General features: G+C 53.1%; 23 protein-coding genes. 3 read left to right on the forward strand and 20 right to left on the reverse strand.

Annotated elements, in window-relative coordinates; genetic code table 11:
• Positions 1–125 precede the first annotated feature (125 nt).
• Positions 126–839: a transcriptional repressor LexA gene (gene lexA, locus TMES_RS13230; RefSeq protein ID WP_085583271.1), complete on the forward strand. Its 714-nt coding sequence runs from the start codon at positions 126–128 to the stop codon at positions 837–839.
• Positions 840–882: 43 nt separating this feature from the next.
• Here lexA and TMES_RS13235 read toward each other — a convergent pair whose 3' ends face one another.
• Complete coding sequence (locus TMES_RS13235; protein WP_158091237.1) at positions 883–2,883, reverse strand: ComEC/Rec2 family competence protein; 2,001 nt, start codon at positions 2,881–2,883, stop codon at positions 883–885.
• Between the two features lie 247 nt (positions 2,884–3,130).
• On the opposite strand from TMES_RS13235, the gene gltX reads away from it, so the two are divergent.
• Positions 3,131–4,540 (forward strand): glutamate--tRNA ligase, encoded by a 1,410-nt coding sequence (gene gltX / locus TMES_RS13240; protein WP_085583275.1) that lies wholly within the window; start codon positions 3,131–3,133, stop codon positions 4,538–4,540.
• Positions 4,541–4,651: 111 nt separating this feature from the next.
• On the forward strand, positions 4,652–5,959 hold the full coding sequence (locus tag TMES_RS13245; protein WP_085583277.1) for a citrate synthase: 1,308 nt from the start codon (positions 4,652–4,654) through the stop codon (positions 5,957–5,959).
• Between the two features lie 73 nt (positions 5,960–6,032).
• On the opposite strand, the gene TMES_RS13250 is transcribed toward TMES_RS13245, so the two are convergent.
• The 19 genes from TMES_RS13250 to TMES_RS13340 all read right to left on the reverse strand — a co-directional run bounded on the left by TMES_RS13250 (position 6,033) and on the right by TMES_RS13340 (position 26,733).
• Positions 6,033–6,473 (reverse strand): VOC family protein, encoded by a 441-nt coding sequence (locus tag TMES_RS13250; RefSeq protein ID WP_085583279.1) that lies wholly within the window; start codon positions 6,471–6,473, stop codon positions 6,033–6,035.
• 128 nt (positions 6,474–6,601) lie between these two features.
• Positions 6,602–7,834 (reverse strand): lipid-A-disaccharide synthase, encoded by a 1,233-nt coding sequence (lpxB, locus tag TMES_RS13255; RefSeq protein ID WP_245835405.1) that lies wholly within the window; start codon positions 7,832–7,834, stop codon positions 6,602–6,604.
• Positions 7,824–8,672, reverse strand: coding sequence for an LpxI family protein (locus tag TMES_RS13260; protein ID WP_085583282.1), 849 nt, complete (start codon positions 8,670–8,672; stop codon positions 7,824–7,826). The genes lpxB and TMES_RS13260 overlap by 11 nt, the downstream gene beginning before the upstream one ends.
• Positions 8,653–9,456: an acyl-ACP--UDP-N-acetylglucosamine O-acyltransferase gene (lpxA, locus tag TMES_RS13265; protein ID WP_085583592.1), complete on the reverse strand. Its 804-nt coding sequence runs from the start codon at positions 9,454–9,456 to the stop codon at positions 8,653–8,655. The genes TMES_RS13260 and lpxA overlap by 20 nt, the downstream gene beginning before the upstream one ends.
• Positions 9,457–9,458: 2 nt before the next feature.
• Positions 9,459–9,908 carry a 3-hydroxyacyl-ACP dehydratase FabZ gene (fabZ, locus tag TMES_RS13270; RefSeq protein ID WP_085583284.1) on the reverse strand — a complete coding sequence of 150 codons (450 nt, stop codon included), beginning with the start codon at positions 9,906–9,908 and terminating at the stop codon, positions 9,459–9,461.
• An 11-nt stretch (positions 9,909–9,919) separates the two neighbouring features.
• Complete coding sequence (gene lpxD / locus TMES_RS13275) at positions 9,920–10,939, reverse strand: UDP-3-O-(3-hydroxymyristoyl)glucosamine N-acyltransferase (protein WP_085583286.1); 1,020 nt, start codon at positions 10,937–10,939, stop codon at positions 9,920–9,922.
• Positions 10,939–11,517 carry an OmpH/Skp family outer membrane protein gene (locus TMES_RS13280; RefSeq protein WP_085583288.1) on the reverse strand — a complete coding sequence of 193 codons (579 nt, stop codon included), beginning with the start codon at positions 11,515–11,517 and terminating at the stop codon, positions 10,939–10,941. Before TMES_RS13280 ends, lpxD begins: the two co-directional genes overlap by 1 nt.
• Positions 11,517–13,811: an outer membrane protein assembly factor BamA gene (bamA, locus tag TMES_RS13285; RefSeq protein ID WP_245835407.1), complete on the reverse strand. Its 2,295-nt coding sequence runs from the start codon at positions 13,809–13,811 to the stop codon at positions 11,517–11,519. Before bamA ends, TMES_RS13280 begins: the two co-directional genes overlap by 1 nt.
• 23 nt (positions 13,812–13,834) lie before the next feature.
• Complete coding sequence (rseP, locus tag TMES_RS13290) at positions 13,835–14,992, reverse strand: RIP metalloprotease RseP (protein WP_342746313.1); 1,158 nt, start codon at positions 14,990–14,992, stop codon at positions 13,835–13,837.
• Positions 14,973–16,139: a 1-deoxy-D-xylulose-5-phosphate reductoisomerase gene (locus tag TMES_RS13295; protein WP_085583292.1), complete on the reverse strand. Its 1,167-nt coding sequence runs from the start codon at positions 16,137–16,139 to the stop codon at positions 14,973–14,975. The genes rseP and TMES_RS13295 overlap by 20 nt, the downstream gene beginning before the upstream one ends.
• Positions 16,140–16,176: 37 nt before the next feature.
• Positions 16,177–16,992 carry a phosphatidate cytidylyltransferase gene (locus TMES_RS13300; RefSeq protein WP_245835409.1) on the reverse strand — a complete coding sequence of 272 codons (816 nt, stop codon included), beginning with the start codon at positions 16,990–16,992 and terminating at the stop codon, positions 16,177–16,179.
• Entirely contained in the window at positions 16,976–17,716 is a 741-nt protein-coding gene (locus tag TMES_RS13305) for an isoprenyl transferase (protein WP_085583294.1), read from the reverse strand. The genes TMES_RS13300 and TMES_RS13305 overlap by 17 nt, the downstream gene beginning before the upstream one ends.
• 2 nt (positions 17,717–17,718) lie before the next feature.
• Positions 17,719–18,282 carry a ribosome recycling factor gene (gene frr, locus TMES_RS13310; protein WP_085583296.1) on the reverse strand — a complete coding sequence of 188 codons (564 nt, stop codon included), beginning with the start codon at positions 18,280–18,282 and terminating at the stop codon, positions 17,719–17,721.
• Between the two features lie 2 nt (positions 18,283–18,284).
• Positions 18,285–19,016, reverse strand: a complete 732-nt coding sequence (gene pyrH, locus TMES_RS13315; protein WP_085583298.1) for a UMP kinase — start codon at positions 19,014–19,016, stop codon at positions 18,285–18,287.
• A gap of 161 nt (positions 19,017–19,177) precedes the next feature.
• Positions 19,178–20,101 (reverse strand): translation elongation factor Ts, encoded by a 924-nt coding sequence (tsf, locus tag TMES_RS13320; protein ID WP_085583300.1) that lies wholly within the window; start codon positions 20,099–20,101, stop codon positions 19,178–19,180.
• Positions 20,102–20,190: 89 nt separating this feature from the next.
• Positions 20,191–20,973 carry a 30S ribosomal protein S2 gene (gene rpsB, locus TMES_RS13325; RefSeq protein WP_085583302.1) on the reverse strand — a complete coding sequence of 261 codons (783 nt, stop codon included), beginning with the start codon at positions 20,971–20,973 and terminating at the stop codon, positions 20,191–20,193.
• Between the two features lie 199 nt (positions 20,974–21,172).
• Entirely contained in the window at positions 21,173–24,658 is a 3,486-nt protein-coding gene (gene dnaE / locus TMES_RS13330) for a DNA polymerase III subunit alpha (protein WP_085583303.1), read from the reverse strand.
• A 97-nt stretch (positions 24,659–24,755) separates the two neighbouring features.
• A complete protein-coding gene (locus TMES_RS13335; protein WP_085583305.1) occupies positions 24,756–25,490 on the reverse strand; it encodes an ABC transporter ATP-binding protein in 735 nt (244 codons plus the stop codon).
• Positions 25,483–26,733 (reverse strand): lipoprotein-releasing ABC transporter permease subunit, encoded by a 1,251-nt coding sequence (locus TMES_RS13340; RefSeq protein ID WP_085583307.1) that lies wholly within the window; start codon positions 26,731–26,733, stop codon positions 25,483–25,485. The genes TMES_RS13335 and TMES_RS13340 overlap by 8 nt, the downstream gene beginning before the upstream one ends.
• Positions 26,734–26,814: the final 81 nt, after the last annotated feature.

Here is a 26,814-nt window from a genome sequence, read left to right on the forward strand (position 1 = left end):
AGCCCCATAACCAACAAAACGCCCGGAAAACGCGAAGTTTGACGTTACAGGCTTGACCACAAACCGGAACCAAAGTAGAACATTAGCGTATTCGATTTGTTCTTATTTGGGTTTGGGAAAATGCCATGCTGACGCGCAAGCAATATGAATTGCTGGTCTATATCGACAGTCATCTTCGCGATCATGGTATTTCGCCATCTTTTGACGAAATGAAAGAAGCGCTGAGCCTTAAATCAAAATCCGGTATTCACCGTTTGATCACCGGCCTTGAAGAACGCGGCTTCATCCGTCGCCTTGCCCACCGGGCGCGGGCGCTCGAAGTATTGCGGTTGCCCGACAATAATGAAGACGACACCCCGGCATCGTCGGGTACGGCACGGGTAACGCCGATCAGTGCGGCCCGCAAAACAACCCATCGCCCTGCTACCGTTCCTTCTGCTTTTTCCGAAATACGCGAAAGCGTATCGCTGCCCTTATATGGGCGGATTGCCGCTGGCACGCCGATTGAAGCCCTGCGTGACCAAAGCACGCATGTGCAGGTTCCCGCCGCACTTTTGGGCACCGGCGAGCATTACGCACTGGAAGTCTCTGGCGATTCGATGGTTGATGCCGGCATTCTTGATGGCGATACCGTGTTGATCCAGCGCTGTGAACAGGCCAATGACGGCACCATCGTTGTCGCCCTGGTAGATGATAACGAAGCCACGCTAAAGCGGTTAAAACGCGGTTTGGGCCAGGTATTGCTTGAAGCAGCCAACCCGCGCTATGAAACACGCACGCTATCGCCTGACCGCGTTCAAATTCAGGGGCGGCTGGTCGGCCTTTTGCGGCAATATTAAACAATCGCGAACAATGGTTTTAAACCCATAACACCGGCGGCACCTATCTGCCGCCAAGGGTGATCCACGGCCAGTTACCGCTGCTGTTTCGAACGGTCTCATACCATGCCCGATCATTGTTTTTGGGCACATATAACGCCGTCCCACCCTGCCACCATAAAACATCGTCATCAATGATGACGGATGACTTTTTGCAGGCATTGGCAGGAACATCGCGTTGCAAATCAATCACAATATCGGCATGGCGGCAGATATAAAACGGGTCATCAAGCTTTCGCGCCAGAACAATATGGCGTCCATTTATAACAAACCAGCACACATCTGCCGCGCATTGCCCGGTCTGCACATCTGACCTTTCCGGGCTGATGCCATAACGCGACATCCAGATGGCGCGGTGAAATTTGCTGACTTTATGATTGAAAAACAGCTTTTGCAGACTCGGGTCATAAACAGCCCAGTCCTTCCGTCCCCCGCCAACAAGAACATCAGGCCGCTGAAAGGTGACACCGGCAAAAATTGCACAACAAACCGGCACAATAACAAACATTCTGATCGACCATTGTCGCCAGATCACCATCCATAACAGCGCCATCATGGCCGGTATAATGACCAATGCGGCAGGTTGGGCCAAATACCAAAGGCCCCAATCTTGCTGTGCCACCCCTCGGGCCAGCCAGATCAAAATTTTTAGCCCCGGCGACAAAACCGTTAGCGGCAAAAATTCAAGCCCGAATGGTGCCATAGCCAGTACTGCAACAATGCAAGGCATGATCCAGAACGCCATCAGAGGAATTGCCAGTAAATTGGCGACAACACCCAGCAACGACACCCGGCCAAAATGAAACCCGATGATCGGTGCCGTTAAAGCAGTTACCATAATGCCTGTAATCAGCAACAACCCCAGATAGCGTGCGCTTTTTTGCCATATGCCAATGTCCCGTGCCGGGCCAAGCCATTGGCCGCCCGCCCCCTGATAAAACGCAACAAGGCCGGTGACAGCAGCGAATGACAGTTGAAAACTGGCCCCCATCACAGCATCGGGCTGTAACACCATAATAATCAGCGCGGCGATGGCCACCAGACGCAATGAAATCGCCTGACGGTCGACCAAAACCGCAAACAGGACAATCGCCGTCATGACAAAGGCGCGCTGGGTTGGCACGGTTGCCCCCGACAACAGCAAATATAACAAGCCCACAATCATTGCCGCGATTGCCGCCCATTTTTTCACCGGGTAGCGCAACGCCAAGGCCGGAATCAGGGCCAGCCCCAGCCGAACCGCAAAAAAAACCGCCCCGCATAAAAGCCCCATATGCAGCCCGGAAATAGCCAGCAAATGTGCTAGCCCCGATTTGCGCAAATCTTCTGCCAGCCCTGCGGGCACACCGCCGCGCTCTCCAACCAGTATGGCATTGGCAAGCCCGGCCTCAACGGGGGCTAAAACACGGTTGATCCGCGCCATCATTGCCAACCGAACCTGCCCGTTCAGAGCAAAAACATCGCCTTCAAAACTGTCCGATGGTGTAATTTTGTATTTGCGCCCCATTACAAAGCCGGTCGCGCCGATACCGTCAAAATACAGACTGCGGGAAAAATCAGGGTCACCCGGCGCTTCGGGAGCACCCAAAGGAAAAAGTTTTGCTGGCCCGTCAAACATATCACCGGGGGCCACACCTAAGGCACCCGTCATTGAAATGCGTATGTTGGGCGGCATTTGCGCGCGCTTCAGGCCGTCTATATGTGTGGGGGCGATAACCAGGCGGGTCCGACCGCCTCTGGGTTCCACCGACAGGATTTTCCCTGAAATCGCAGGGCTATACACCGTCTTTTTAAGGGTTGGTGTTTGTAAAAAATACAGATGCCCAACAACCAGAACCGCCCCGATTAACGACGCCAGTGCCATTAACAGAACGAAAAAAGCAATAATCCGGTGCCGACTCACCCATAAACCGATGGTCACAAAAGCCAGCGCCGTTGCCAAAACAATGCCCGGTGGTGGCGACAAAAGCGAAAAAGAGGCCGCCTGACCCAACCCAAGGAACATGGCAAATGACAAAATCCATTTTTCACGGTCATTTGCCAACGCAGTTGCAACATGGTCACAAACGGCGTTAAAGCCTTGAAAAAAGGTGATTTGTCGCCATCTTATTCGACGAATGTTTAATAGTATAACGGGCCTCGGGCTTTTATCTATCATCCGCTGTGGTGCAACAGCATTCCGAATATGATATAGCGTGCACGCCAAAAGTCTTAACGACAAGCGACAACATCCAGAAAAACGGATAAAGCGAATGACGGTTGTTACCCGTTTTGCCCCGTCTCCGACCGGGTTCCTTCATATTGGCGGCGCACGTACCGCCCTTTATAACTGGCTTTATGCCAAGCATACCGGCGGCAAATTTTTGCTGCGGATCGAAGATACCGACCGCGAACGCTCGACGCCAGAAGCCGTCGAAGCGATTTTTGCCGGTCTTGACTGGCTTGGGCTGAACGCTGACGAAGAACCTGTCATGCAGTTTGCCCGCCGTGATCGTCATGCCGAAGTGGCACACAGTCTGGTTGCGGCTGGCAAAGCCTATTTTTGCTATAGCTCGCCGGCTGAACTGACCGAAATGCGAGAAAAGGCCCGCGCCGAAGGCCGACCGATGAAATATGACGGCCGCTGGCGTGATCGCGATGCGAGCGAAGCCCCCGAGGGCATTAAACCTGTCGTACGCCTTAAATCACCGCTGGAAGGTGATTCTATCATCACCGATCAGGTTCAGGGTGAAGTAAGGGTGGCGAACGACCAACTCGACGACTATATCATCCTGCGTGCCGATGGCACCCCCACCTATATGCTGTCTGTTGTGGTCGATGACTATGACATGGGCATTACCCACGTTATTCGCGGTGATGATCACTTGACCAATGCCTTTCGCCAAAAAGCGCTGTATGACGCTATGGGCTGGAATGTGCCGACATTCGCCCATATTCCGCTGATTCACGGCCCTGACGGTGCCAAACTGTCCAAACGGCATGGTGCCCTCGGGATCGAGGCATACCGCGATGAAATGGGATTCCTGCCCGAAGCCATCAACAATTATCTGCTGCGTCTGGGCTGGGGGCATGGCGATGACGAAGTCATTTCCACTGACCAGGCCATTGAATGGTTTGACATTACCGACGTTGGCAAAGGTGCATCGCGCTTTGACTTCGCAAAACTGACCAATCTGAACGGTATTTATATACGTCAGGCTGATAATGCTCGCCTTGCAGATCTGATCGAACCTGCCATTGCAGCTAATCTGGATGTTCGCAATTTAGATGCAGTGCAGAAAGAAACCTTGATCAAGGGCATGTCAGGCCTTAAAGAAAGAGCCAAGATCCTTACCGACTTGGCTCAATCAGCCACTTTCTATGTCACCAAAGGCGTATTGTCCTTCAATGATAAGGCACAATCATTGATCGACGAGGCTCCCGCCGGACTGTTTGCCGCACTGGCAAATGAACTGGCCGGGCTCGATACATGGCACGAAGAAGCCATCGAGACTGTTGTCAAACAGATCGCAGAAAGCAAGGAATTGAAACTGGGCAAGGTTGCTCAGCCCTTGCGCGCTGTTTTAACGGGCTCCAATTCTTCACCGGGCATTTTTGAAGTAATGCAGGTGCTCGGAAAACCCGAAACGCTGGACCGCATCAAACAATTTGAGGCGGCATAACAGCACTAAAAAAAGCACCGGGAAACTTTAGTCTGTTTGCGCTTTGTGCGCTGCGGCATTATGCTGCACCCAATCGAAAACCATGTTCGTTAACAGGGAAGGAAAAAAGTCATGGCTCAAAATTCCAAGACTTCCCATACCGTGACGCTAACCGACAATTCCAACGGCAAGTCGTATGAGCTTCCGGTTCTTGAGGGAAATATTGGACCGTCGGTTATTGATATCCGCAAACTGTATGCTGATACCGGTTACTTCACCTATGATCCCGGCTTCACGTCCACAGGCAGCTGTGAATCGACCATCACCTATATTGACGGTGACAAGGGCATTCTGCGCCATCGTGGTTACGCCATTGATGATCTGGCTGAAAAGGCAGACTTCCTGGAAGTTTGCTATTTGCTGATCTACGGCGAACTGCCCAACAAGGCAGAACGTGACAAATTCAGTGCCGACATCACCATGCACACCATGGTGCATGAGCAAATGCGCAATTTCTATAACGGTTTCCGCCGCGATGCCCATCCGATGGCCATCATGTGTGGTTCTGTTGGCGCAATGTCAGCTTTTTATCATGACAGCACCGACATCAGCGACCCGAACCAGCGTTTGATTTCGGCTTATCGCCTGATTGCCAAAATGCCGACCATTGCGGCAATGGCCTATAAATACTCGATCGGTCAGCCGTTCCAGTATCCGAACAACGCGCTGTCATATTCAGAAAACTTTCTGGCAATGATGTTTGGCGTCCCGTGCGAAAAGTACAACGTCAATCCGGTTCTGGCCAAAGCAATGGATCGTATCTTGATCCTGCACGCTGACCACGAACAAAACGCGTCAACCTCGACCGTGCGCCTCGCAGGCTCTTCGGGTGCGAACCCGTTTGCTTGTATTGCTGCCGGTATTGCGTCGTTGTGGGGCCCTGCCCATGGTGGTGCAAACGAAGCCGTTCTTAAAATGCTAAAGCAGATCGGTGATGTGAAAAACATCCCTGATTTTGTCAATAAAGCCAAAGACAAGAACGATCCGTTCCGTCTGATGGGCTTTGGTCACCGGGTTTATAAAAACTATGACCCGCGCGCCAAAGTCATGCAACAGACCTGCCACGAAGTTCTTAAAGAACTTAACGTTCAGGATCCACTTCTTGACGTTGCACAGGAACTTGAGCGTATTGCACGCGAAGACGAATATTTCGTCGAAAAGAAACTGTACCCGAATGTGGATTTCTATTCGGGCATCATTTTCAAAGCGATGGGTATTCCCGAAAGCATGTTCACTGTTTTGTTCGCAGTCGCCCGTACGGTTGGCTGGATCGCACAGTGGAAGGAAATGATCGAAGATCCTTCGCAGAAAATCGGTCGCCCGCGTCAGCTGTTTACCGGCGATGTCGAACGCGAATTCAAAGAAGTTCAAAACCGCTAATAACGGCGTTTCGAACACAAAAAGGCCCGGAGAAATCCGGGCCTTTTTTCGTTATCGGGTTTGCGTAATATGTTTACCAGCTTCCGGTATTTTCCATGCTGGCCCAGGGTTCTGCCGCTGCAAGAGCATCGCCTTGTTGCAGCAACTCAATTGAAATGCCATCGGGGGACAGAACAAAGGCCATACGCCCGTCACGCGGCGGACGATTAATGACAACGCCCGCATCCATCAGTTTTTGGCACAGCGCGTAAATGTCTTCGACCTCATAGGCGAGATGGCCAAAATTGCGGCCACCGGTATATTCTTCCGGGTCCCAGTTATAGGTCAGCTCCAGTTCCGGCATTTTGGTGGCTTTGGCACTGGGAACATCATGGGGCGGAGCCAGATAGATCAGGGTAAAACGCCCCTTCTCACTTTCGGACCGGCGTGTTTCTTCCATGCCCAGCAAGTTGCAATAGAAATTCATCGATGCATCCACGTCTGTGACACGCACCATTGTATGCAAATAACGCATTAAATTCGTCTCCGGGTTTGAACCTGTGAATGACCGAAAGCTAAAACAATTGCGCAGTCTTGAGAACCGCGAAATTGTAAAACTTTTTCAGCCATCACAGCAAACACCCGAGAACCCCGGCTTAAAGATCAGCCGCGCCCGGCCAGTGCCAGTTCCAAAACGACAGATGCCGCTTTATCACTGGGCGGGGTTTGCCCAAATCCAAGCAACGTTGTTGCTTCGTCAAAACCGGCTTTTTGGGCATCGCGTTGTGCGCCATCCGCAATAATTGCTGTCATTGCCTGATAAAGCCTGTCCGGGCGACATTCTTCTTGCAGATATTCCGGCACCAGCTTGCGGCCCAGCACAAGGTTTATAATCGTTACTGTGTCGACTTTTAACAATCGCCGTGCGATCCAGGCGCTGGCTGCACTCAGTCGATAGCCAATGATATGAGGCACCCCGACAATTCCCAATTCCAGCGACACCGTACCAGAGGCCGCCAATGCGGCGTGGGACGCGCTAAAGGCATCGTGCCTGTCCTGGTCGCTCGTCACGACAATTGCTTTTGCCGGCCATGTGGCAACGGCCTGCTGCACGGCCTGTTCGACCTTGCTAACTGTGGGAACAACAAAAACGTAATCTGGATGATTCTGGTGCAGCCGGGATACGACATCAGCAAATACCGGTAATAATCTTGTCACCTCGGAGTGGCGGCTGCCTGGCAAAATTGAAATTACTTTTTGCGTCGCCTGCAATCCATGCCGGGCGCGAAAGCGCACCGCGTCGCCGCCATGGCGTTCTTCAACAGCCGAATGGCCGATAAAGGTCGTCGATAGCCCTTCTTTTTCAAAATAAGGCGGCTCGAACGGCAACAAAGCCAAAAGGTGGTCTAGGAATTTTGCAATTTTGCGGGCCCGGCCCGGTCGCCATGCCCAGACCGACGGGGCGACATAATGCACCAGAGGAATCCCATGACCGGCCAGTTTTTTACCCACCCGAAAACTGAAATCAGGCGCATCAATTGTTACAACCACGTCCGGCCTTTCGCGCAAGGCCAAGGCGGCGGTTTCACCAATACGGCGTAACAAACGCGGGATATGGGGCACAATCTCGGCCAGGCCCATCACCGACATTTCATTCATGGAAAAAAGGCTGGTCATGCCCTCGCCCGTCATGCGCGGGCCGCCAACGCCGATAAAGCGAACATTATCCGCCTTGCGCTTGATGGCTGCCATTAAACGCCCGCCCAACTGATCGCCCGAGGCCTCCCCCGCGACCAGCATAATGGTAAGCGGCCGTTGTACCGGCAGTACCGGCGATAAAGAACCGTCTAACGGCTTATCGGCGGGGGGCACGGATGAGGACATATCATTTCTCATGATCGTCCCCGCCTGTCGGTTTAAGCCCAACAACAAACATGCCAAGTTCCTCGGCACGGGCAAGAACAGCTTCGCGGTCAATAATCATGGTGCCGCCTGCCAAAAGAGCAATTCCGCGCAAACCTGCTTTGTGGGCTTCTTCAACGGTGGTCACACCAATGGCGGGCAAATCCAGCCGTTTATCTTGCTGGGGTTTGCTGGCCTTCACCAGCACCCCGCCAACACCCGGCCGCGCATAAAGGGCCGAGCGCCGTATCATTTCATCGGTCCCCTCGATGGCTTCAAGTCCCAGAACCAGCCCCTGTTGCACAATACAGCCCTGCCCGACATCGGCCTGGCCCAAAATGCGGGCAACGGCCAACCCGTGACGGGCATCGGCCCACGCCTGATCATCGGGCGATATTTTGCCCAGCACACCTTCGCTCGCCACTAGGTCTGTCATAATTTCGTGCGCCCCTGTCAGCTTGAAACCATCCTGTTCAAATTCGCGCGCGAGCAACCGCAACAGGCCATCATCGCCCAGCGACCTGATGCCGATTTTCAGCAGGATTTTTGCCCCGCGCCAATCAGGGCGGATCGATCCGAAGGAAGGACGTTGTACCTTTCCCGCCAGAACAACATCGGTGCATCCCTGCACCTTGAGGTGATGCAGAATTTTTGCAACCGCCCCTAATCGAATGGTTTGATAAGGTACCCCGAATGTTTCCGGTGCGGTGCAGTAACCCTGCAGGGCAATAACGAACACCGCCCGCCCCGACGCTTTGGCAGCGTCGACAAGGCGGGCGGGTAAATCACCACCACCAGCAATAAGGCCAATTTTACCCTGCTGAACTGTCATATTTCGGCGTACAGACCGAGCGCGTGCTCTCGGCTTTCAAAAAGCTGATAATTTCCATGACCGGGCCGACATCGGCAAAATCCTTTGCCACTTCTTCTACCCGCTCGGCCAGTGTGCCTTCATGCGCGAACACCAGTCGATAGGCCTTGCGCAAGGAATGAATGGTTTCACGATCAAACCCGCGACGTTTCAAACCGACAATATTCAAGCCCGAAAGATACGCCCGGTTCCCGATAACGGAACCATAAGGGATAACGTCGCTTTCAACACCGGTCATCCCGCCAATCATGGCATGGCGACCAATGCGCACAAACTGGTGAACCGCCGACAAACCACCGACAATGGCAAACTCGTCAACATTGACATGCCCGGCAAGGGTCGCATTGTTGACCAGAATACAATGATTGCCAATTTCGCAATCATGCCCGACATGGGCCCCGGCCATAAACAGGCAGTCCTCGCCGACAGAAGTCAGCATACCGCCCCCTTCCGTGCCGGGGTTCATGGTGACCCCTTCACGAATTTTGGTCCGGGCGCCCACCACCAGGCGCGAGGCCTCGCCCTTGAATTTCAAATCTTGCGGTGCATGACCGATCGAGGCAAACGGGAAGATAGCGCAATCCGCCCCGACCGTCGTATTTCCAGCGACGACAACATGCGAATGCAGCTTAACCCTGTCGCCCAGAACAACCGACGCACCGACCATACAATAAGGGCCGATTTCGACGTCCAGACCGATCTGCGCACCGTCTTCGACAATCGCTGTCGGATGCACGTTTGCCATCATCAATTATCCCGGATCATCGCAGAAATCGTTGCTTGGGCAACAACCACGCCGTCAACACGCACTTCGCTTTCAAACTTCCAGACCGGGCCGCGGCTTTGTTTTTTGCGCACATGAATATGCATCACATCGCCCGGTACAACCGGTTTGCGAAAACGTGCGCTATCAATGCTCATGAAATAAACCAGCTTGCCTTCGGCGTCCGCACCCAGCGTATGAACAACCAGAATTGCGGCCGTCTGCGCCATGCTTTCAATAATCAGCACACCTGGCATAATCGGCTGTTGCGGAAAATGACCGGTAAATTGCGGTTCATTCATCGTAACATTTTTAATGCCAACAGCGGATTCATCGGCTGCAATATCGATGACCTTATCGATCAGCAAGAATGGATAGCGATGCGGAATCATTTCCAGAATGCGCTGGATATCAACATTTACCAATTCGGTCATGAAAAGTGCCCTTATTTCTTTTTTCGTATCAGCCGCGACAAGGCGATGGTCTGCTTGTGGTAATCCATCATCGCGACGGCAGGACTGCCGCCTACCACATCACCCGGTTTCATATCTTTCATAACACCGGACTGCGCCGCTATTTTGGCCCCGTCCCCCAGTGTCAGATGGCCGGTAATTCCGGCCTGCCCACCGGCAACAACAAAATGCCCCAGTTTGGTCGATCCGGAAATACCCACCTGGGCCACAATGACGCACCCCATGCCCATTTCGACGTTATGGCCGATCTGAACCAGATTGTCGATACGGCAACCGTTTCCAATGACGGTATCGGGGCCAGCCCCGCGATCAATGGTGGAATTCGCACCAATTTCGACATCATTGCCAATCACAACGCGCCCTAACTGCGGCACCTTTAAATGGCCCTGAGGGCCCATGGCAAAACCAAACCCGTCCTGGCCAATGCGCGCGCCGGAATGAATAATGCACTGATGCCCGACAAGCGTATGGGTTAGTGCAGCACCTGGTCCAATATAACAGCCATTGCCAACCACCACGCCGCGACCAATAACCGCATTGGCGGAAATGCGGGTGCCATCGCCAATTTCGGCATTTTCCTCGATCACGGCACCCGGGTCAATCTGAACACCGGTGCCAATACGGGCAGAAGGATGGACAAAGGCACCATCCGAAATTTCGCCCGTGGCAGGTTCCGCCGGATAAAACGCCGTGGCTGCCTTGGCATAGGCACGATAGGGATCGTCGCTGACAAAAACCAGCATGCCTTCGGGCGCACGATCGGCAAATTCGGGGCGCGCAAAACACGCCCCGGCCGAACTGGCGGCAAAAGCATCGATATATTTACGATTATCGAAAAAGCTCAGGCAGCTTTGATCGGCAACCTGCAAGGGAGCCACATCGACAAAAGACCGGCTTGCGCCGGTCGTCTGTAAAAGCGTTGCGCCGGAAATATTAGCAATTTCCGTAGCATCAAATGGCCCTTTGCGTTTGAAAAAACGCGGATCTGCCATCAGGAACCTTCCTTGAACTCGACCGTCAATGAGGGGATTGCCGCATTGACTTTTTCGAATATCTCTTTGGTTGCGTCCATGGCGTTGGCGTGCAAAATCACCTGGCTTTTATGAAGGACCAGGGTTGCCTTACGTTCTTCTGCAACATCGGCAATAATTTCGATCAGCTTCTTTTGAAACTTGATCCGTCCTTCATTCACAGCCTCGTCGAGAACCTTGTTGCGGCCCTGGGCGAATTTCTGGAATTCAGCAACTTTTTTCTGAAATTCAGCACGTTTTTGCTGCAAAACATCGGCACTTAACAACGTGCGCTGCTGGGCAAGCTTCTGGTCTTCATCGCGCAGCGCCTGCTGGCGCTTTTCGATTTCAGTCTGATAGGAATTACGGCGTTTTTCGACCTGCTTGCGCATATCTTGCATCGCAGATGCTTCGCGCATGATCCCTTCGAAATCGACGATCATGACAATAGCAGTGGTTTCCTGTTTGGCCTCGGCGGCCCGGGCCTGCGTATGCAGCCCCAGACCGGTAACCATCAGGACAATCAGGAAAAATCGTTGGGCAGTTTTCATCATATACATCAGAATCTGGTTCCGAAGTTCAACCGGAACACTTCCTCTTTGTCATAATCTTCTTTGAGAACGGCTTGCGAAAGGTCAACACCAATCGGGCCAAACGGCGACTCCCAACCTACCCCAATACCAACGGACCCACGAAGTGATCCCAAGTCATAAATTTCACCCGGGTTATCACCGTCAACCCCCGACGATGACCCGAAGTCCGAGAAGACACGCCCTTTAAGGGCAAATTCCGATGGCAAGCCCAAAGGAAAATCAAGCTGCACTGTACCGGAATAGTAGAATTTACCCCCAACCGCATCGCCGGTTGCCTTGTCGCGCGGGCCGACACCACCAGCTGCAAAACCGCGCAAGCTTGACCCACCGAGCAAGAAACGCTGCGAAATGCGGGTATCTTCACCAATCCCGAAGATATACCCCGAGGATCCCTTGGTGCTGACAACCCATTCTTTCTGGCGATCAAGCGGGAAATAATACCCGGCCGAAACCCGCGATTTCAAATAACGTTCCGAACCGCCAAACCCGGCCAGATCGTTGGAAACCTGCGCAAAATAGCCGTCTTTTGGTGAAACCGAACTATCGCGCTGGTCATAGGTCAAGGTCTGACCGATGGTTGACTCGCTAAAATCCGGGTCTTCTTCACGCAACAGACGCGACGCATCGGAATCAACATCTGAATATTTGTCGAGTTCAAATCCGTAACGGGCCTGCTGGCTTAGATGTTCGGTGAAATTATATCCTGCACGCAAACCAAAGCCGGTCTGTTCTTCATCATACGAGCTTTCATCCTGGTTGTCGTCTTCGCGGCGGAAAACGTCAAACCCGGCACTGACATCGCGATCAAGGAAGTACGGTTCGGTAAAGGAAAGATCGATCTGGCGGCTGCTTCCGCCAACGGTAAAGCCAAGACGCAAATCCTGGCCCCGACCCAACAGGTTACGTTCGCGAATACCAGCCTGACCAAACGGCCCCTGGTCCGTGCCGTAACCGGCCCCGATCGAGAATTCACCGGTAGATTTTTCGTCAACATCAACTTCAACAACCGACTTGTCAGGCTCGCTGCCTGGCAGGGTTTTGATATCGACCGTTTTAAAGAAGTTAAGGTTTTCAATACGCTGGCGCGACCGGTTCAATTTCGACGTGCTAAACGCATCGCCTTCAACAAAGCGGAATTCGCGGCGGACAACCTTGTCAAGGGTTCGCACATTGCCAACAATATCAATACGTTCAACGTAAACCTTGGGGCCTTTTGTGATATTGAAAGTCACGTTGATCGTGTTGGTTTCACGATCCCGTTTGATTTCCGGCTTGATATCAACAAAGGCATAGCCCCGGTCCCCGACATAATCGGTCAGGGATTTGATCATGTCGTCGACGACTTCCGAATTATACCAGTCGCCCTTGTCCACTTTAATCAGCGGGGTCAGTTCATTGACATCAAGTTTATCAATTTCGGAATTGATTTTAATGTCCCCAAACTTGTAACGCTCGCCTTCGTTGACAGTATAGGTGATAAAAAAGTCGGAACGATCCGGCGTCAGTTCGGCGACAGAGGACAGAACCTGAAAATCGGCATAGCCCGCAGCCAGATAAAAACGACGCAGCAATTCGCGGTCGAATGTCACCCGGTCCGGGTCGTAATTATCGTCTGACGTCAGAATTTTCCACCATGCACTTTCGGTGGTCCGAATAACGCCGGAAAGCTCGCTGTCGTCAAAGGCCGAATTGCCAACAAAGTTGATACGACGAACCCCGGTGGCTTCGCCTTCCTTGATTTCAAAAACAAGGTCAACCCGGTTCTGGTCACGCTGAATGACCTTGGGGTTTACAGTGGCGGCAAACCGGCCCGACCGCCGATACAGATCGAGAATACGCTGAACATCGGCCTGAACCTTGGTTCGGGTATAAACCACACGCGGCTTAAGCTGCACCTCTGTGGTCAGGGCATCGTCTTTGAGGTGGTTATTACCTTCAAAGGCGATCCGGTTGATGATCGGATTTTCAACGACCTTCACCACCATGGTTCCATCATTATACGAGATGGAAACATCGGCGAACAAATCTGTCGCAAACAACGCCTTTAGCGAGTCGTTGATTTTTTGCGGATCATAGGCATCGCCTGCACGAACCTTGAGATAGGCATCAACCGTACCCGTTTCGATACGATTGTTCCCGTCCACGCGGATCTGCGAGATGGTGGGATAGTTCTGAGCCTGGGCATCGACAGGCAAGAATGCTGGAACTGTGGCGCCCGCAAGGGCCACCATCATTGCAGCAGTTCGCATTTTACGCAGCAAAACCAACCCCCTGATATGTGCAGTCATCCGCCGGCAAGGCCTTTTAAAAAATTCCATACGCCAAGATGCGACAGATCATTCCATGTTGCAAAAATGATTAAGCTCAATACCAAACCCGCGCCCAGACGGAAACCATATTCTTGCGCTTTCGCATTCATTGGTTTGCCGCGCAGGGCTTCAAGCAGGTAAAATACCAGATGCCCGCCATCAAGAAGCGGCACAGGCATCAGGTTTATGAGCCCAAGACTAACAGACAAATAACCCATAAAAGATAAAAGCGGCGCAAGCCCCCCCTCGGCAACCTGCCCCGACATTTGCGCAATGCGGATCGGCCCGCCAAGTTCGGAACTGTCGCGTTTGCCTGCAATCATTTCACCGATCGCATCAAACGTTTGCGTCACAATGCCATAGGTGGTCGAAAATCCGTGCCCGACCGCTTCAAAAACACCATCACGATGCGCAACAAACTCGCCCGCCGAAACGCCAAGCCGTCCAAACGTCATCGCATCCGGGCCGTTTCCTTCAGAAACCGCCTGCGGGGTCGCCGTAACATCCAACGTCTCGGTGCCACGTTTAATCGTCAAATCAACCGGTTGATCGGGCTTTTGCCGGATTTTCACCGACAGATCTTCAAACCATTCAATGTTTTGACCATCAACGGCAACAATGCGATCATTTGGCAACAAGCCCGCAGCGGCTGCCGCGCTGTTTTCCGTGACCGTGCCAACCACAGGCAACGCCCGTTGCTGCCCGACGGCGGCAAACAGCACGGTAAAAATAACGATGGCAAAAATAAAATTGGCCAGCGGCCCGGCAAAAACAATGGCCGCACGCGCCAAAAGGCCTTTGTGATGAAAGGCATGTTGCTGTTCTTCGTCGGACAAATCATCGCGTTGCCCGGCGCTGGCGGGGTTCATATCCCCGAACATTTTGACATAGCCGCCCAAAGGCAAGGCGCTAATCTTCCAGCGTGTTCCACTTTTATCGTTCCAACCGACGATTTCCGGGCCAAAACCGATGGAAAAGGACTCAACCTTTACCCCGGCCTTGATCGCGACCCAGTAATGTCCAAATTCATGGACAAACACCAGGACGGACAACACAAAAAGAAACGCTAGAATAGTGACCATCAGATAGGCTTCCTCGACTTGTTCGGTGCCGTTAATGGCATAAACCGGCAATCATGTCTTCGGTCCAGCGACGCGCCAGAATATCGGTCGCAAACACATGATCTATATCCGTCAATATCTCGCTTGGATGTGCTGCCATGACGGCTTCGACCAGTTCAGTAATTTGGAGAAACCCGATACGCCTGTCCAAAAATGCCGCCACGGCAAGCTCATTCGCAGCGTTAAGAACAATAGGCAGGGTCCCGCCGGTCCGCAAGGCTTCGCGTGCTAATCTCAGGGCGGGAAAACGAACCTCGTCGGGGGACTCGAAACTGAACTGCCCGATGGCTGTAAAATCAAGCCGTGGCAGCGATAACGACAGCCGTTCAGGCCACCCCAGCGCATAGGCGATCGGCGTGCGCATATCAGGGGTTCCAAGCTGTGCCAGCACAGACCCATCAGCATATTCGACCATGCTGTGAATGACAGATTGCGGATGAACCAGAATTTCGATCCTGTTTTGCTCGACCGGGAACAGGCGGCACGCTTCAATAAGCTCCAGCCCCTTATTCATCATTGTCGCTGAATCAATCGAAATTTTAGCACCCATACTCCAGTTCGGGTGGGCAAGGGCCTGCTCTCGGGTCACCCCGGCCATATCGTCGCGCGACCATGTGCGAAACGGCCCGCCAGACGCAGTCAGCAATATGCGGTCGATGCGATCAAGCGCGTTATCTTCCAGCACCTGAAAAATCGCACTATGTTCGGAATCGACGGGGATAAGGGTTGCATTATATCGTTTGACATCATCCATCATCAGTTCGCCAGCACAGACAAGGGTTTCCTTGTTGGCCAGACCAATGATGGCCCCGCGACGAATCGCTGCCAGGGTCGCGCGCAATCCTGCGGAACCGACAATACCGGCGATCACGATGTCAGAAGGGCGTTCGGCAGCTTCGATCAGGGCATTTTCGCCTGCGGCGGCAACAATGCCGGTACCCGCAAGGGCCCGCTTCAGATCTTCATACAGGGTTTCATCGGCGATAACGGCAAAACTGGCCCCGAGCGACACCGCCATCGACGCAAGCTCAGGCACATTGCGATAGGCTGTTACCGCATCAACCCGAAAACGGTCGGGATGCGCCAGAATCACCTCGGCAGTGCTTTTGCCGATCGAGCCTGTCACGCCCATAATACACACAGATTTCGTAACCGACATCCGGCACCAATATAACAAAGTCGATCCGGGTAAAACGTTACCGCAAAGCCAGATCGAAAAAATAAATAATCACAAAAGCCACAGGGAAGACCGAAAGCATGCCGTCCGCCCTGTCGAGAAACCCGCCATGACCGGGAATCAGATTGCTGCTGTCTTTTACACCAAACCGGCGTTTAAGTCCGGATTCTGCCAAATCGCCAATCTGCGCAATAATTGCCAGGGCCGCACTGGCCAGCGAAATGGCCCAAATAGCCTTTCCGCCACTGAAATTGACAATCAGCGCGCCAATAAGGGCTGCACATAGCATGCCACCAATCAATCCCGCCCAGGTTTTTTTAGGGCTGAACTGTGGTGCCAGTTTTGGCCCCCCAATCGCACGGCCAAAGGCATAGGCACCGGTATCGGTCGCCCAAACCACAAAAAACAGCCACATGATCAACAACAAGCCGTCAGGATGCCACGCCCGCAACCATTGGGCAGCCAATGCTGCCACCGGGATATAAAGCGCACCAGCCATCACAAGCGGGCGTTGCTTGCCACTGGCAACAACAACCACAAGGGCGGCGACAAGCACGGGAACGAAAACAGTCAATTGCGGCGAAACCGACAGAAGATACATGGCAACGGCCAAACCAGCACTGGCAACGCCAGCCAAGACCATTGCCCGGTCGGGCACGCACATGCGCAACCATTCCCAAAGCATTGCAGCACTAAAGACAAAAAGCAGAATGCCAAACCATGGCGACCCGGCCCACACGGCCCCGACAGCCACCGGCGTCATCACCAGGGCCGATGCGATACGCAAACCCAGACCCGATTTCACGCTTGCGGGGGTTTCAAAGGACTGCGCCAAACCGCCGCTCCCGTCCGGCAAAACTTTCAATTGCCCGTTCCAGATGTTCGCGATCAAAATCGGGCCATAACACGTCGTCAAACACAAATTCTGTATAGGCCGACTGCCATAACAAAAAGTTGCTGATCCGTTGTTCGCCGCTGGTCCGGATCAACAGATCAGGATCGGGCATACCCGCCGTCGAAAGATTTTGTTCAATCAAGTCTTCGGTAATGTCATTTTCGGTCAACTTGCCGCTGGCAACCTGGTGTGCGATCTGGCGCACGGCATCGACCAGTTCGGCACGCGCGCCGTAACTCAGGGCGATGGTTAGTTTCAGCCGGGAATTGGTCGCGGTGCGTTTTTCGGCGTTATCGAGCAGTTCGCGAATATCCGCCGCGAACCGGTGTCGGTCGCCGATAATTTTGATCTGCACGCCGTTTTTATCAAGGGTCGCAAGTTCGCGTTTGATAAAAAGCCGCAACAGCCCCATCAAATCGCTGACTTCACCTTCCGGACGCTTCCAGTTTTCGGTCGAAAATCCGTAAAGCGTAAGATATTCGATTCCGATATCAGCGGCAGTCTGAACCGTCCGGCGCACGGCTTCAACGCCGGCACGGTGGCCCATTGTTCGCGGCTTGCCGCGTGCGCGTGCCCAGCGCCCGTTGCCATCCATAATGATGGCAACATGGCGCGGCACAATACGGTCGCCGGAAATTTTGAGGTGCGATGCCAGAACAGTCATGGTCAGACTTGCATGATTTCCTGTTCTTTATGGGCCAGTGCTTCGTCGATATCGGAAATTACCTTATCGGTCAGCTTCTGGATTTCCTTTTCCTCAACACGCAAGATGTCTTCGGAAATGGCGCTGTCTTTTTCCCATTTTTTCAATGTGTCCATGCCATCGCGGCGCACATTGCGCACCGAAATACGGGCCTGTTCGGAATATTTGCCCGCAACCTTGCTCAGATCGGCACGGCGTTCTTCGTTCAGGGCCGGGATCGGCACGCGAACAAGCGTTCCGTCAGCAGCAGGGTTCAAACCCAGACCGGCATTGCGGATCGCCTTTTCCACCGATTTGACCATCGTTTTGTCCCAAACCTGAACCGACAGCATTCGCGATTCCGGAACACTGACAGAAGCAACCTGGTTAAGCGGCGTCATCGTACCATAGGCTTCAACCATAACCGGATCGAGAAGGCTTACACTGGCGCGCCCGGTACGCAGCCCGGTAAATTCCTTATGCAAAACTTCAAGAGCCCCTTCCATACGGCGGGACAGGTCTTTTTTTAGGCCAGCAACGTCAGACACCTTCAGTCTCCATTCGAAATAATCGTAAACGTACCCTTTGCGCAGACAACATCGGCAAAGGCACCGGGGTTCTGCAAAGAAAATACGATTACGGGAATATCATTTTCGCGTGCCAAAGAAATAGCGGAAGCATCCATAACACGCAAATCTTTCGCAAGTACATCCATATATGTCAGTGAGTCATAACGAACGGCATCAGGATGGGTCTTGGGGTCGGCTGTGTAAACGCCGTCAACCTGCGTTCCCTTTAACAGGGCATCGCATCCCATTTCAACCGCGCGCAAGGCAGCAGCGGTATCGGTGGTGAAAAACGGGTTGCCAGTGCCCGCTGCAAAAATAACCACCCGGCCCTTTTCCATATGCCGCACGGCACGGCGGCGAATATAGGGTTCACAGACCGATGACATCGGAATAGCAGACTGCACACGGGTTTGCACCCCGTGGCGCTCCAGCGCGTTCTGAACGGCAAGCGCGTTCATGATGGTGGCAAGCATTCCCATATAATCGGCTGTGGCACGTTCCATACCCTGTGACGCACCTTTCACACCGCGAAAGATATTACCGCCACCAATCACCATGCAGACTTCAGCCCCCATGTCATGAACGATCTTGATCTCGCTGGCGATACGATCAACGGTATCGGGATCAAGACCATATTGTTGTTTGCCCAGCAAGCCTTCGCCAGACAATTTCAACAGCACACGACGAAACTTTAACGAGCCGTTTTCTGCCATATCCAGATGCCTCTCAACGCTGATTTGTGCCACCATTAAAGCAGGCAGCAAACTTCAGATATAAAAAGACCGGCGAGCAACAGGGTGTTAGCACTCTGAAGACCCCGCCGGTCTGGATCATACACGAAATGGTGCTTTGCGCACCACTTCGAAAAGATATCTTATTTCTTCAACTGCTCTGCAACTTCAGCAGCGAAGTCTTTTTCTTCTTTTTCGATACCATCACCAAGTTCAAAGCGCAGGAAGCCTTTGAGGGTGATCGCGGTGCCAGCGTCTTTTGCGGCTTTCTCGATCACGGCTTTGACCTGGCTTTCACCATCGATAACGAAGGTCTGCTCAAGCAGAACAACCTGTTCGTAATATTTACGAATACGGCCTTCGATCATTTTGGCGATGATTTCGTCCGGACGGCCAGATTCTTTGGCCTGTTCGGTCAGAACAGCTTTTTCGCGTTCTACCAGTTCCGGGTCAAGATCAGCAACAGTTGCCGATGCCGGGTTGGTGGCCGCAATATGCATCGCGATCTGCTTGCCAAGACCTTCAAGAACGGCGGCGTCAGCTTCGGATTCCAAAGCAACAAGAACGCCAATCCGGCCAAGATCAGAAGCGATCGAGGAATGAACGTATGAGGCGACAAAACCTTTTTCGACCGAAATCGAAGCAACGCGACGCAGGTTCATGTTTTCGCCAATTTTGGCGATCATGTGGGTGACCTGCTCTTCGACATTGCGCGACGTACCCGGGAACGGGGTTGTCTTCAGGGTTTCGATGTCGCCATTGGCAACAACACCCAGCTTTGCAATTTCGGAAACAAAGGTCTGGAAGTCTTCATTGCGCGATACAAAGTCGGTTTCGGCATTCAGCTCGACAACGGCACCGGAAGTACCGTTAACAGCAACACCAACCAGACCTTCGGCAGCAACGCGGCCTGCTTTCTTGGCAGCAGCAGCAAGACCCTTGGTGCGCAGCCAATCGACAGCAGCATCAATATTGCCATCGGTTTCGGACAGCGCTTTTTTGCAGTCCATCATGCCGGCGCCGGTAGTTTCGCGAAGCTCTTTCACGAGAGCAGCGGTAATAGCCATTTTTAAAGCCCCTATTACGCGATCAAGTGGATAACACCTAAAGAAACGGCGGCATGATAGCCGCCGGATCCTTGGGTATAAAATGAAATTTAAGCGGAAGCAGCCTGATCGGCGGCTTCGGTAGCAGCAGCTTCCTGCGCCGGGAGTTCTTCGGCTTCGCCGAGATCTGCACCCGAAGCAGTCATTTCGGCCTGGATACCATCAAGAACGGCACCAACAAACAGGTCGGAATAAAGCTGAATTGCGCGGATCGCGTCGTCATTACCCGGGATCGGGTACTGAACGTCTTGCGGGTCCGAGTTGGAGTCCAGAATGGCAACAACCGGGATGTGCAGGTTGCGTGCTTCATGGATCGCCAGGGATTCTTTATTGGTGTCAACCACGACAATAATGTCCGGCAGACCGCCCATATCCTTAATCCCGCCAAGTGCGCGTTCAAGCTTGTCGCGCGAACGGGTCAGGTTCAGGATTTCTTTTTTGGTCAGGCCTTCAGCGCCGGAAGTCAGGATTTCGTCCTGTTCTTTCAAACGTTTGATCGAACCCGATACGGTGTTCCAGTTGGTCAGCATGCCGCCGAGCCAACGATGGTTCACATAATACTGGCCGCAACGCTTTGCAGCTTCAGCAATAACCGGGGATGCCTGGCGCTTGGTACCAACGAACAGAACGCGGCCACCAGCAGCAGTTACGTCGCGAACAGCCTGCATCGCACGATGCAGCATCGGAACGGTTTCCTGAAGGTTCAGGATGTGAATGTCGTTACGTGCACCAAAGATGTAAGGCTTCATCTTCGGGTTCCAGCGACGGGTGTGGTGACCAAAGTGAACGCCGGCTTCCATCAGCTGACGCATGGTAAATGTTGGCAAAGCCATGATAAATTTCCTACCGTTTTCCGGTTAATACCTCCGTGGGAAGGAATTCTGCCAAATGGCAGAACACCGGATGGACGAATACATAACTATTCGCCACGCTCCCACGTGCGATGTTCGAGGCGGGTTTTAGCGCCGCGCCCCCGATATTGCAAGCCTTAAGTAGGTAACCACACCCACAAAAACCCGCAAAACACAACAATCAGATTTCTTCGGCAAATTCCACACCGGGAATTGCCCCGACAGCCCCGATCAGGGACGGCCCAACCTTGAAGTTGTCAGCCAATTCAATTTCCGCAATGCGTCCGTCCGGACACACCGACGATATATTAACAAGCCCCCGTCCCCGCCCGGCTTTTTCAAGCAGTTCGCGAATTTCCAAAATCGGCTCGGTTCGGGTCAGGCGAATGCGAATGCCTTCGGCAGCCCCGGCCACAGCCTGTTCCAGATCTTCGACACGCTGCCCCTGAATACGCAATTGACCTTCGCGGAACTCCGCCGACACAATCAACAATAGCGGCTTGCCAGAATTGATCACTTCTTTATACGCAACCCAGGCCTCGGCCCAGAACGCCACCTCGAAACTGCCTGTCGCATCAGACAACATCACAAAGGCAAATTTCGAGCCGTTTTTCTTCGAAATCATCTCGCGCGCATTAATAAGCGTACCGGCCAGCTTGATCGCCCCTTTATTCTGGGCACGCATGCGGGCTTCCAGCTCGGAATAAGGGGCAACCCCGATACGCTGCAAGCTTTTGCCAAAGGTATCCAGCGGATGGGCAGACAGGTAAAAGCCGATGGCGGAAAATTCTTCGGTCAGTTTTTCCATCGGCACCCAGTCGCGGCCATCGGGCATGCGAATGGTGTCTTTGCCAAAACCGCTATCATCACCAAACATGCTGATCTGGTCGTTATTGCGCGCCTGCATTTCACGCTGTGAAACGGCCAGAATTTTGTCGACATTTTCATACATAACCCGGCGATTATGATGCAGGCAATCCAGCGCCCCGGCCCGCACCAGATTTTCCAGCAAGCGCTTGTTCAACGCCTTGCTGTCAATCCGGGAGGCAAAATCGGTCAGATCCTTAAACTCGCCATTGGCTTCACGCGAGGCAACAAGGCTTTCCATCGCCGCATCGCCAACATTGCGCACAGCGGCCAGCGCGTAACGAATTTTGCTGACGCCCCCCTGATTTTCAACCGTGAAAGCAACACCTGATTTATTGATACAAGGCGGTAATATTTCGATCCCCAGCCGTTCAACTTCCTGTTTGAAAATTGCCAGCTTGTCGGTGTTATGCATATCAAGCGTCATTAACGCGGCCATAAACTCGACCGGGTAATTCGCCTTTAAATATGCCGTTTGATAGGCCACCAGCGCATAGGCTGCCGCGTGCGATTTGTTAAAGCCGTAGGAGGCAAATTTGGCAACCTGATCAAAAATGTCGGAGGCCTGCTGGCGATCAACATTATTTTTTTCGGCCCCGTCAACAAACAGCGAACGCTGCTTTTCCATTTCCTCGGCAATTTTTTTACCCATCGCCCGACGCAGCAAATCTGCACCGCCCAGTGAGTACCCCGACATCAGCTGGGCCAACTGCATGACCTGTTCCTGATAGATCATGATGCCGTAGGTTTCTTCGAGGATCGGCTTTAGCATCGGATGCATATAGTCGGGTTCTTCGCGTCCGTGCTTGCGGGCAATATAATAGGGAATATTATCCATTGGGCCTGGTCGATACAACGCCACCACAGCGATAATATCTTCCAGCGTATCGGGCTTTAGCCCACGCAAAACATCCTGCATGCCTTGAGATTCAAGCTGGAACACGCCAACCGTTTCGGCCGCCGATAACAGCTTGAACGACGGGCGGTCGTCAAGCGGAATAGCACTGATATCAAAGTCTTGCGGCACGTCCTTGCGCTGGCGCATCAAATTGACGGCTTCGATAATCACGGTCAGGGTCTTAAGACCCAGAAAGTCGAATTTGACCAGCCCGGCATTTTCAACAAATTTCATGTTGAACTGGGTTACCGGCATGTCCGAGCGCGGATCGCGATAAAGTGGCACCAGTTCATCAAGGTCGCGGTCACCAATCACCACACCCGCCGCGTGGGTTGATGAGTTGCGATATAACCCCTCGATCTGCATGGCGATGGTCAGAAGGCGGTCAATATCGGGATCTTCGCGGGCAATACGGCGCAGGTCCGGTTCCATATCGATCGCTTCTTTAAGCGGGATAGGTTTGGCCGGATCACCGGGGATCATTTTACAAATTTTATCGACATAGCCATACGGAATGCTCAGCACACGCCCCACGTCACGTACCGCCGCCTTGGCCTGCAATTTACCAAAGGTGATAATCTGGGCAACACGGTCATAGCCATATTTGTGCTGCACATATTCAATCACTTCACCCCGGCGATCCTGGCAAAAGTCGACGTCAAAGTCAGGCATCGACACACGTTCCGGGTTCAGGAAACGTTCAAACAGCAAGGAAAACCGCAGCGGGTCCAGATCGGTAATTAACAGGGCATAAGCCACCAGCGACCCCGCCCCCGACCCACGGCCCGGCCCCACCGGAATTTCGTGTTCCTTGGCCCACTGGATAAAATCGGCAACGATCAGGAAGTAACCGGGGAAACCCATCTGGTTAATAATGTCGAGTTCATATTCAAGACGGGCATTATAGGGTTCGGTTACTTTCTGTTTTTCGGCCTCGGTCATATCCGCGTTGTAAACATATTTTTCCAGCCGTGCCTGCAAGCCATCAAAGGATTTATGGCGCAGCTCATCAACCTCGGTTCGGCCTTCACCGCAGTCAAATGGTGGCAAAATCGGGTCAATTTTTTCGACATGCCAGGCACAACGATGGGCGATAACCAGTGTATTGTCGCAGGCCTCGGGAAGGTCGGCGAACAGTTCGCGCATTTCCCCGGCGGTTTTAAAACGGTGGTTTGGCGTTAAACGCCACCGGTCATCCTGGCCAACAACAGCCCCCTGCCCGATGCAGATAAACACATCGTGGGCTTCATACATGTCGGCGCGGGGGAAATAACAATCATTGGTCGCAACCAATGGCACGTCATAATCATAGGCCAGCGCGATAAGGCCCGGCTCGATCAGTTCTTCGGATGCCAGACCGTGACGCTGAATTTCAATATAAAGCCGGTCGTCATAAATCGCCTTAAGACGTTCCAGGCATTCAACCGCCTTGCTTTGCTGCTCTTCGCCCAGCAACCGCGCCAACGGCCCGGAGGGTCCGCCAGTCAGGCAGATAACACCGTCGCAATGCTCGGCCAAATGATCAAGCAGCACCTTTGGTGTACTCCCCGCTTCGGTCGTCATATGGGCGCGCGAGACAATTTTCAGCAGGTTGAAATAACCGGTTTTGTTTTGCGCCAGCAAAACAAGCTCGTCAGGGTCCGGTTCGCGCCCGGCCTTGCCCAGAACAATTTCGGTGCCGAAACGCTCAATGCCAATCTGCACGCCCAAAATCGGCTGGATGCCAGCCCCGCTGGCGGCACCGGCAAAATCAAGCGCACCAAACATATTATTAGTGTCGGTCATGGCAACGGCAGGCTGGTTATCTGCCGCGCACAATTTTGCCAGCTCCTTTGTCGTGATCGCCCCCTCGGCCAACGAATAGTTGGTGTGAACGTGCAGATGGATAAAACCGTTTTCCATTGCTGGGTACCTCGACAAAACAAAAGCAAAAACCACAAAGACCACGGGCGCCACAAGGGCGCCCGCCGATCATATATTTATAGAAACCGGAACCCGATTATGAAAGTGTTTCCGGATCAATTTCGACCAAATGACCATCGCGTAACGTTATAATCCGGTCCATCTGGCGGGCCAGTTCCGGGTTATGCGTTGCAATCAGCGATGCCAACCCTGTTTGGCGCACCAGCGACACCAGCATACCAAAAACATTCGCAGCTGTTTGCGGATCAAGGTTACCAGTAGGTTCATCGGCAAACAACACATCGGGAACATTGGCCAGCGCGCGGGCAACCGCAACACGTTGCTGCTCCCCGCCCGACAAGCGGGCCGGGCGATGCTGGGCGCGGGCGTCGATGCCCAGGCATTGCAGCAATTCCATCGCGCGGATTTCGGCATCCTTGCGCTTTAAACCGGCAATCATTTGCGGAATGATTACGTTTTCTACGGCTGAAAATTCCGGCAATAAATGATGGTACTGATAAACAAACCCGATGTGATCCCGGCGCATCTGGGTTCGCGCCAAGTCGGACAGATCGGTGCTGCGCTTGCCGCCAATTGAAACGGTGCCGCTATCGGGGCGTTCCAGCAAACCGGCGATCTGAAGCAGGGTTGATTTGCCCGCACCGGACGGCCCGACCAGCGCAACGATCTCACCCTCGTTAATCGTTAAATCAACAGCCTTGAGGACTTCCAGTTTTTCGGCACCCTGCGAAAAAGACCGTACGACTTTTTCAAGTTTCAGCATCGGCTTCGCCTGGCGCTGAGCGCCGGATGTTTTCTGCACATCACTCATAGCGCAATGCCTCCACCGGATCGAGGCGCGAGGCGCGCCATGCCGGATAGATCGTTGCCAGGAACGACAGCCCCAGTGACATCACACACACCAGAACCACTTCGTTGACATCAAGGTCGGCGGGCAATTGCGACAGGAAATATATTTCGGCGTTAAACAGATCAGCCCCGGTCAGGCTTTGGATAAACTGGCGAATGCTTTCGATGTTTTCGCAAAACAAAACGCCCAGCAATAATCCGCTAAGCGTGCCCAGCACACCAATCGACGCCCCAGTCAAAAAGAATATCTTCAAAACCGAACTGCGTGTTGCCCCCATGGTGCGCAAAATCGCAATGTCGCGCCCCTTATCCTTCACCAGCATCACCATGCCCGAAATAATATTAAAGGCTGCAACCAGAATGATCAGCGTCAGGATCAGGAACATCACATTGCGTTCGACCTGCAAGGCATTGAAGAAATTGGAATTGGACTGTTGCCAGTTCACAAGGCGCAAATTTTCACCGCGCAGGTTTTGCAACAAATCATCCATCGTTCCGGAAAGCCGGGAGGGATCGTTTAGCACAATTTCAAAGTTTGAAATCTTGCCCGGCATCTGGAAATAGGTCTGGGCGGCCTGCATCGGCATAAAGATGAAACCGGAATCATATTCATACATGCCGATATCGAACAGGGCGACCACATGATAGGACCGCATGCGTGGTACCGAGCCAAACGCTGTGACCTTGCCTTTGGGCGAAATCAGGTTAACCGTATCGCCCACGCCAAGGCCCAGCTTCATGGCAAGGCGCGCCCCCATAATGATCGCATCATCGCCCTTGAAGTCTTTCAGGCTGCCAAAAACGATGTTATCGGCCAGCGTATCACGCTTGACGATATCGTCTGGCAACATGCCGCGCACAATTGCCCCGGTCGCCCGACCACTTTTGGAAGCCATAACCTGGCCTTCGACAATCGGGTTGACCAGCATGACATTGCCGGTTTCGACAATTTTCTTTTCGATTTCGTCGTAATTTGGCAACCCGTCAGGGTCTTGCGCGTAAACCGATATATGCCCGTTCAGTCCTAGTATGCGTGAAAGCAGTTCGGCACGAAAACCGTTCATCACGGACATCACGATAATCAGCGTCGCCACACCCAGCATAATGCCAAGCAGCGAAAAGATCGCAATTACCGAGACAAAGCCTTCCTGCCGACGGGGACGCAGATAGCGAAACGCCACCATGCGTTCGAACGGACTGAACATAGGCACATAATCCTTGTGGAGAAGGGTTTCAGACGAAACCCGCATGGGGTCATTTCACAGATCAGATCAAACGTTACGCGG

The sequence above is a fragment of the Thalassospira mesophila genome (genome assembly GCF_002115755.1).
Classification (GTDB): Bacteria; Pseudomonadota; Alphaproteobacteria; order Rhodospirillales; family Thalassospiraceae; genus Thalassospira; species Thalassospira mesophila.

What these genes read in the sequence shown, in the direction of transcription:
- lexA (WP_085583271.1), top strand. Translation starts at nt 126, where the DNA reads ATGCTGACGCGCAAGCAATATGAATTGCTGGTCTATATCGACAGTCAT.
- TMES_RS13235 (WP_158091237.1), bottom strand. Translation starts at nt 2,883, where the DNA reads ATGTTCCTTGGGTTGGGTCAGGCGGCCTCTTTTTCGCTTTTGTCGCCA.
- gltX (WP_085583275.1), top strand. Translation starts at nt 3,131, where the DNA reads ATGACGGTTGTTACCCGTTTTGCCCCGTCTCCGACCGGGTTCCTTCAT.
- TMES_RS13245 (WP_085583277.1), top strand. Translation starts at nt 4,652, where the DNA reads ATGGCTCAAAATTCCAAGACTTCCCATACCGTGACGCTAACCGACAAT.
- TMES_RS13250 (WP_085583279.1), bottom strand. Translation starts at nt 6,473, where the DNA reads ATGCGTTATTTGCATACAATGGTGCGTGTCACAGACGTGGATGCATCG.
- lpxB (WP_245835405.1), bottom strand. Translation starts at nt 7,834, where the DNA reads ATGAGAAATGATATGTCCTCATCCGTGCCCCCCGCCGATAAGCCGTTA.
- TMES_RS13260 (WP_085583282.1), bottom strand. Translation starts at nt 8,672, where the DNA reads ATGACAGTTCAGCAGGGTAAAATTGGCCTTATTGCTGGTGGTGGTGAT.
- lpxA (WP_085583592.1), bottom strand. Translation starts at nt 9,456, where the DNA reads ATGGCAAACGTGCATCCGACAGCGATTGTCGAAGACGGTGCGCAGATC.
- fabZ (WP_085583284.1), bottom strand. Translation starts at nt 9,908, where the DNA reads ATGACCGAATTGGTAAATGTTGATATCCAGCGCATTCTGGAAATGATT.
- lpxD (WP_085583286.1), bottom strand. Translation starts at nt 10,939, where the DNA reads ATGGCAGATCCGCGTTTTTTCAAACGCAAAGGGCCATTTGATGCTACG.
- TMES_RS13280 (WP_085583288.1), bottom strand. Translation starts at nt 11,517, where the DNA reads ATGTATATGATGAAAACTGCCCAACGATTTTTCCTGATTGTCCTGATG.
- TMES_RS13295 (WP_085583292.1), bottom strand. Translation starts at nt 16,139, where the DNA reads ATGTCGGTTACGAAATCTGTGTGTATTATGGGCGTGACAGGCTCGATC.
- TMES_RS13305 (WP_085583294.1), bottom strand. Translation starts at nt 17,716, where the DNA reads ATGACTGTTCTGGCATCGCACCTCAAAATTTCCGGCGACCGTATTGTG.
- pyrH (WP_085583298.1), bottom strand. Translation starts at nt 19,016, where the DNA reads ATGGCAGAAAACGGCTCGTTAAAGTTTCGTCGTGTGCTGTTGAAATTG.
- tsf (WP_085583300.1), bottom strand. Translation starts at nt 20,101, where the DNA reads ATGGCTATTACCGCTGCTCTCGTGAAAGAGCTTCGCGAAACTACCGGC.
- rpsB (WP_085583302.1), bottom strand. Translation starts at nt 20,973, where the DNA reads ATGGCTTTGCCAACATTTACCATGCGTCAGCTGATGGAAGCCGGCGTT.
- dnaE (WP_085583303.1), bottom strand. Translation starts at nt 24,658, where the DNA reads ATGGAAAACGGTTTTATCCATCTGCACGTTCACACCAACTATTCGTTG.
- TMES_RS13335 (WP_085583305.1), bottom strand. Translation starts at nt 25,490, where the DNA reads ATGAGTGATGTGCAGAAAACATCCGGCGCTCAGCGCCAGGCGAAGCCG.
- TMES_RS13340 (WP_085583307.1), bottom strand. Translation starts at nt 26,733, where the DNA reads ATGTTCAGTCCGTTCGAACGCATGGTGGCGTTTCGCTATCTGCGTCCC.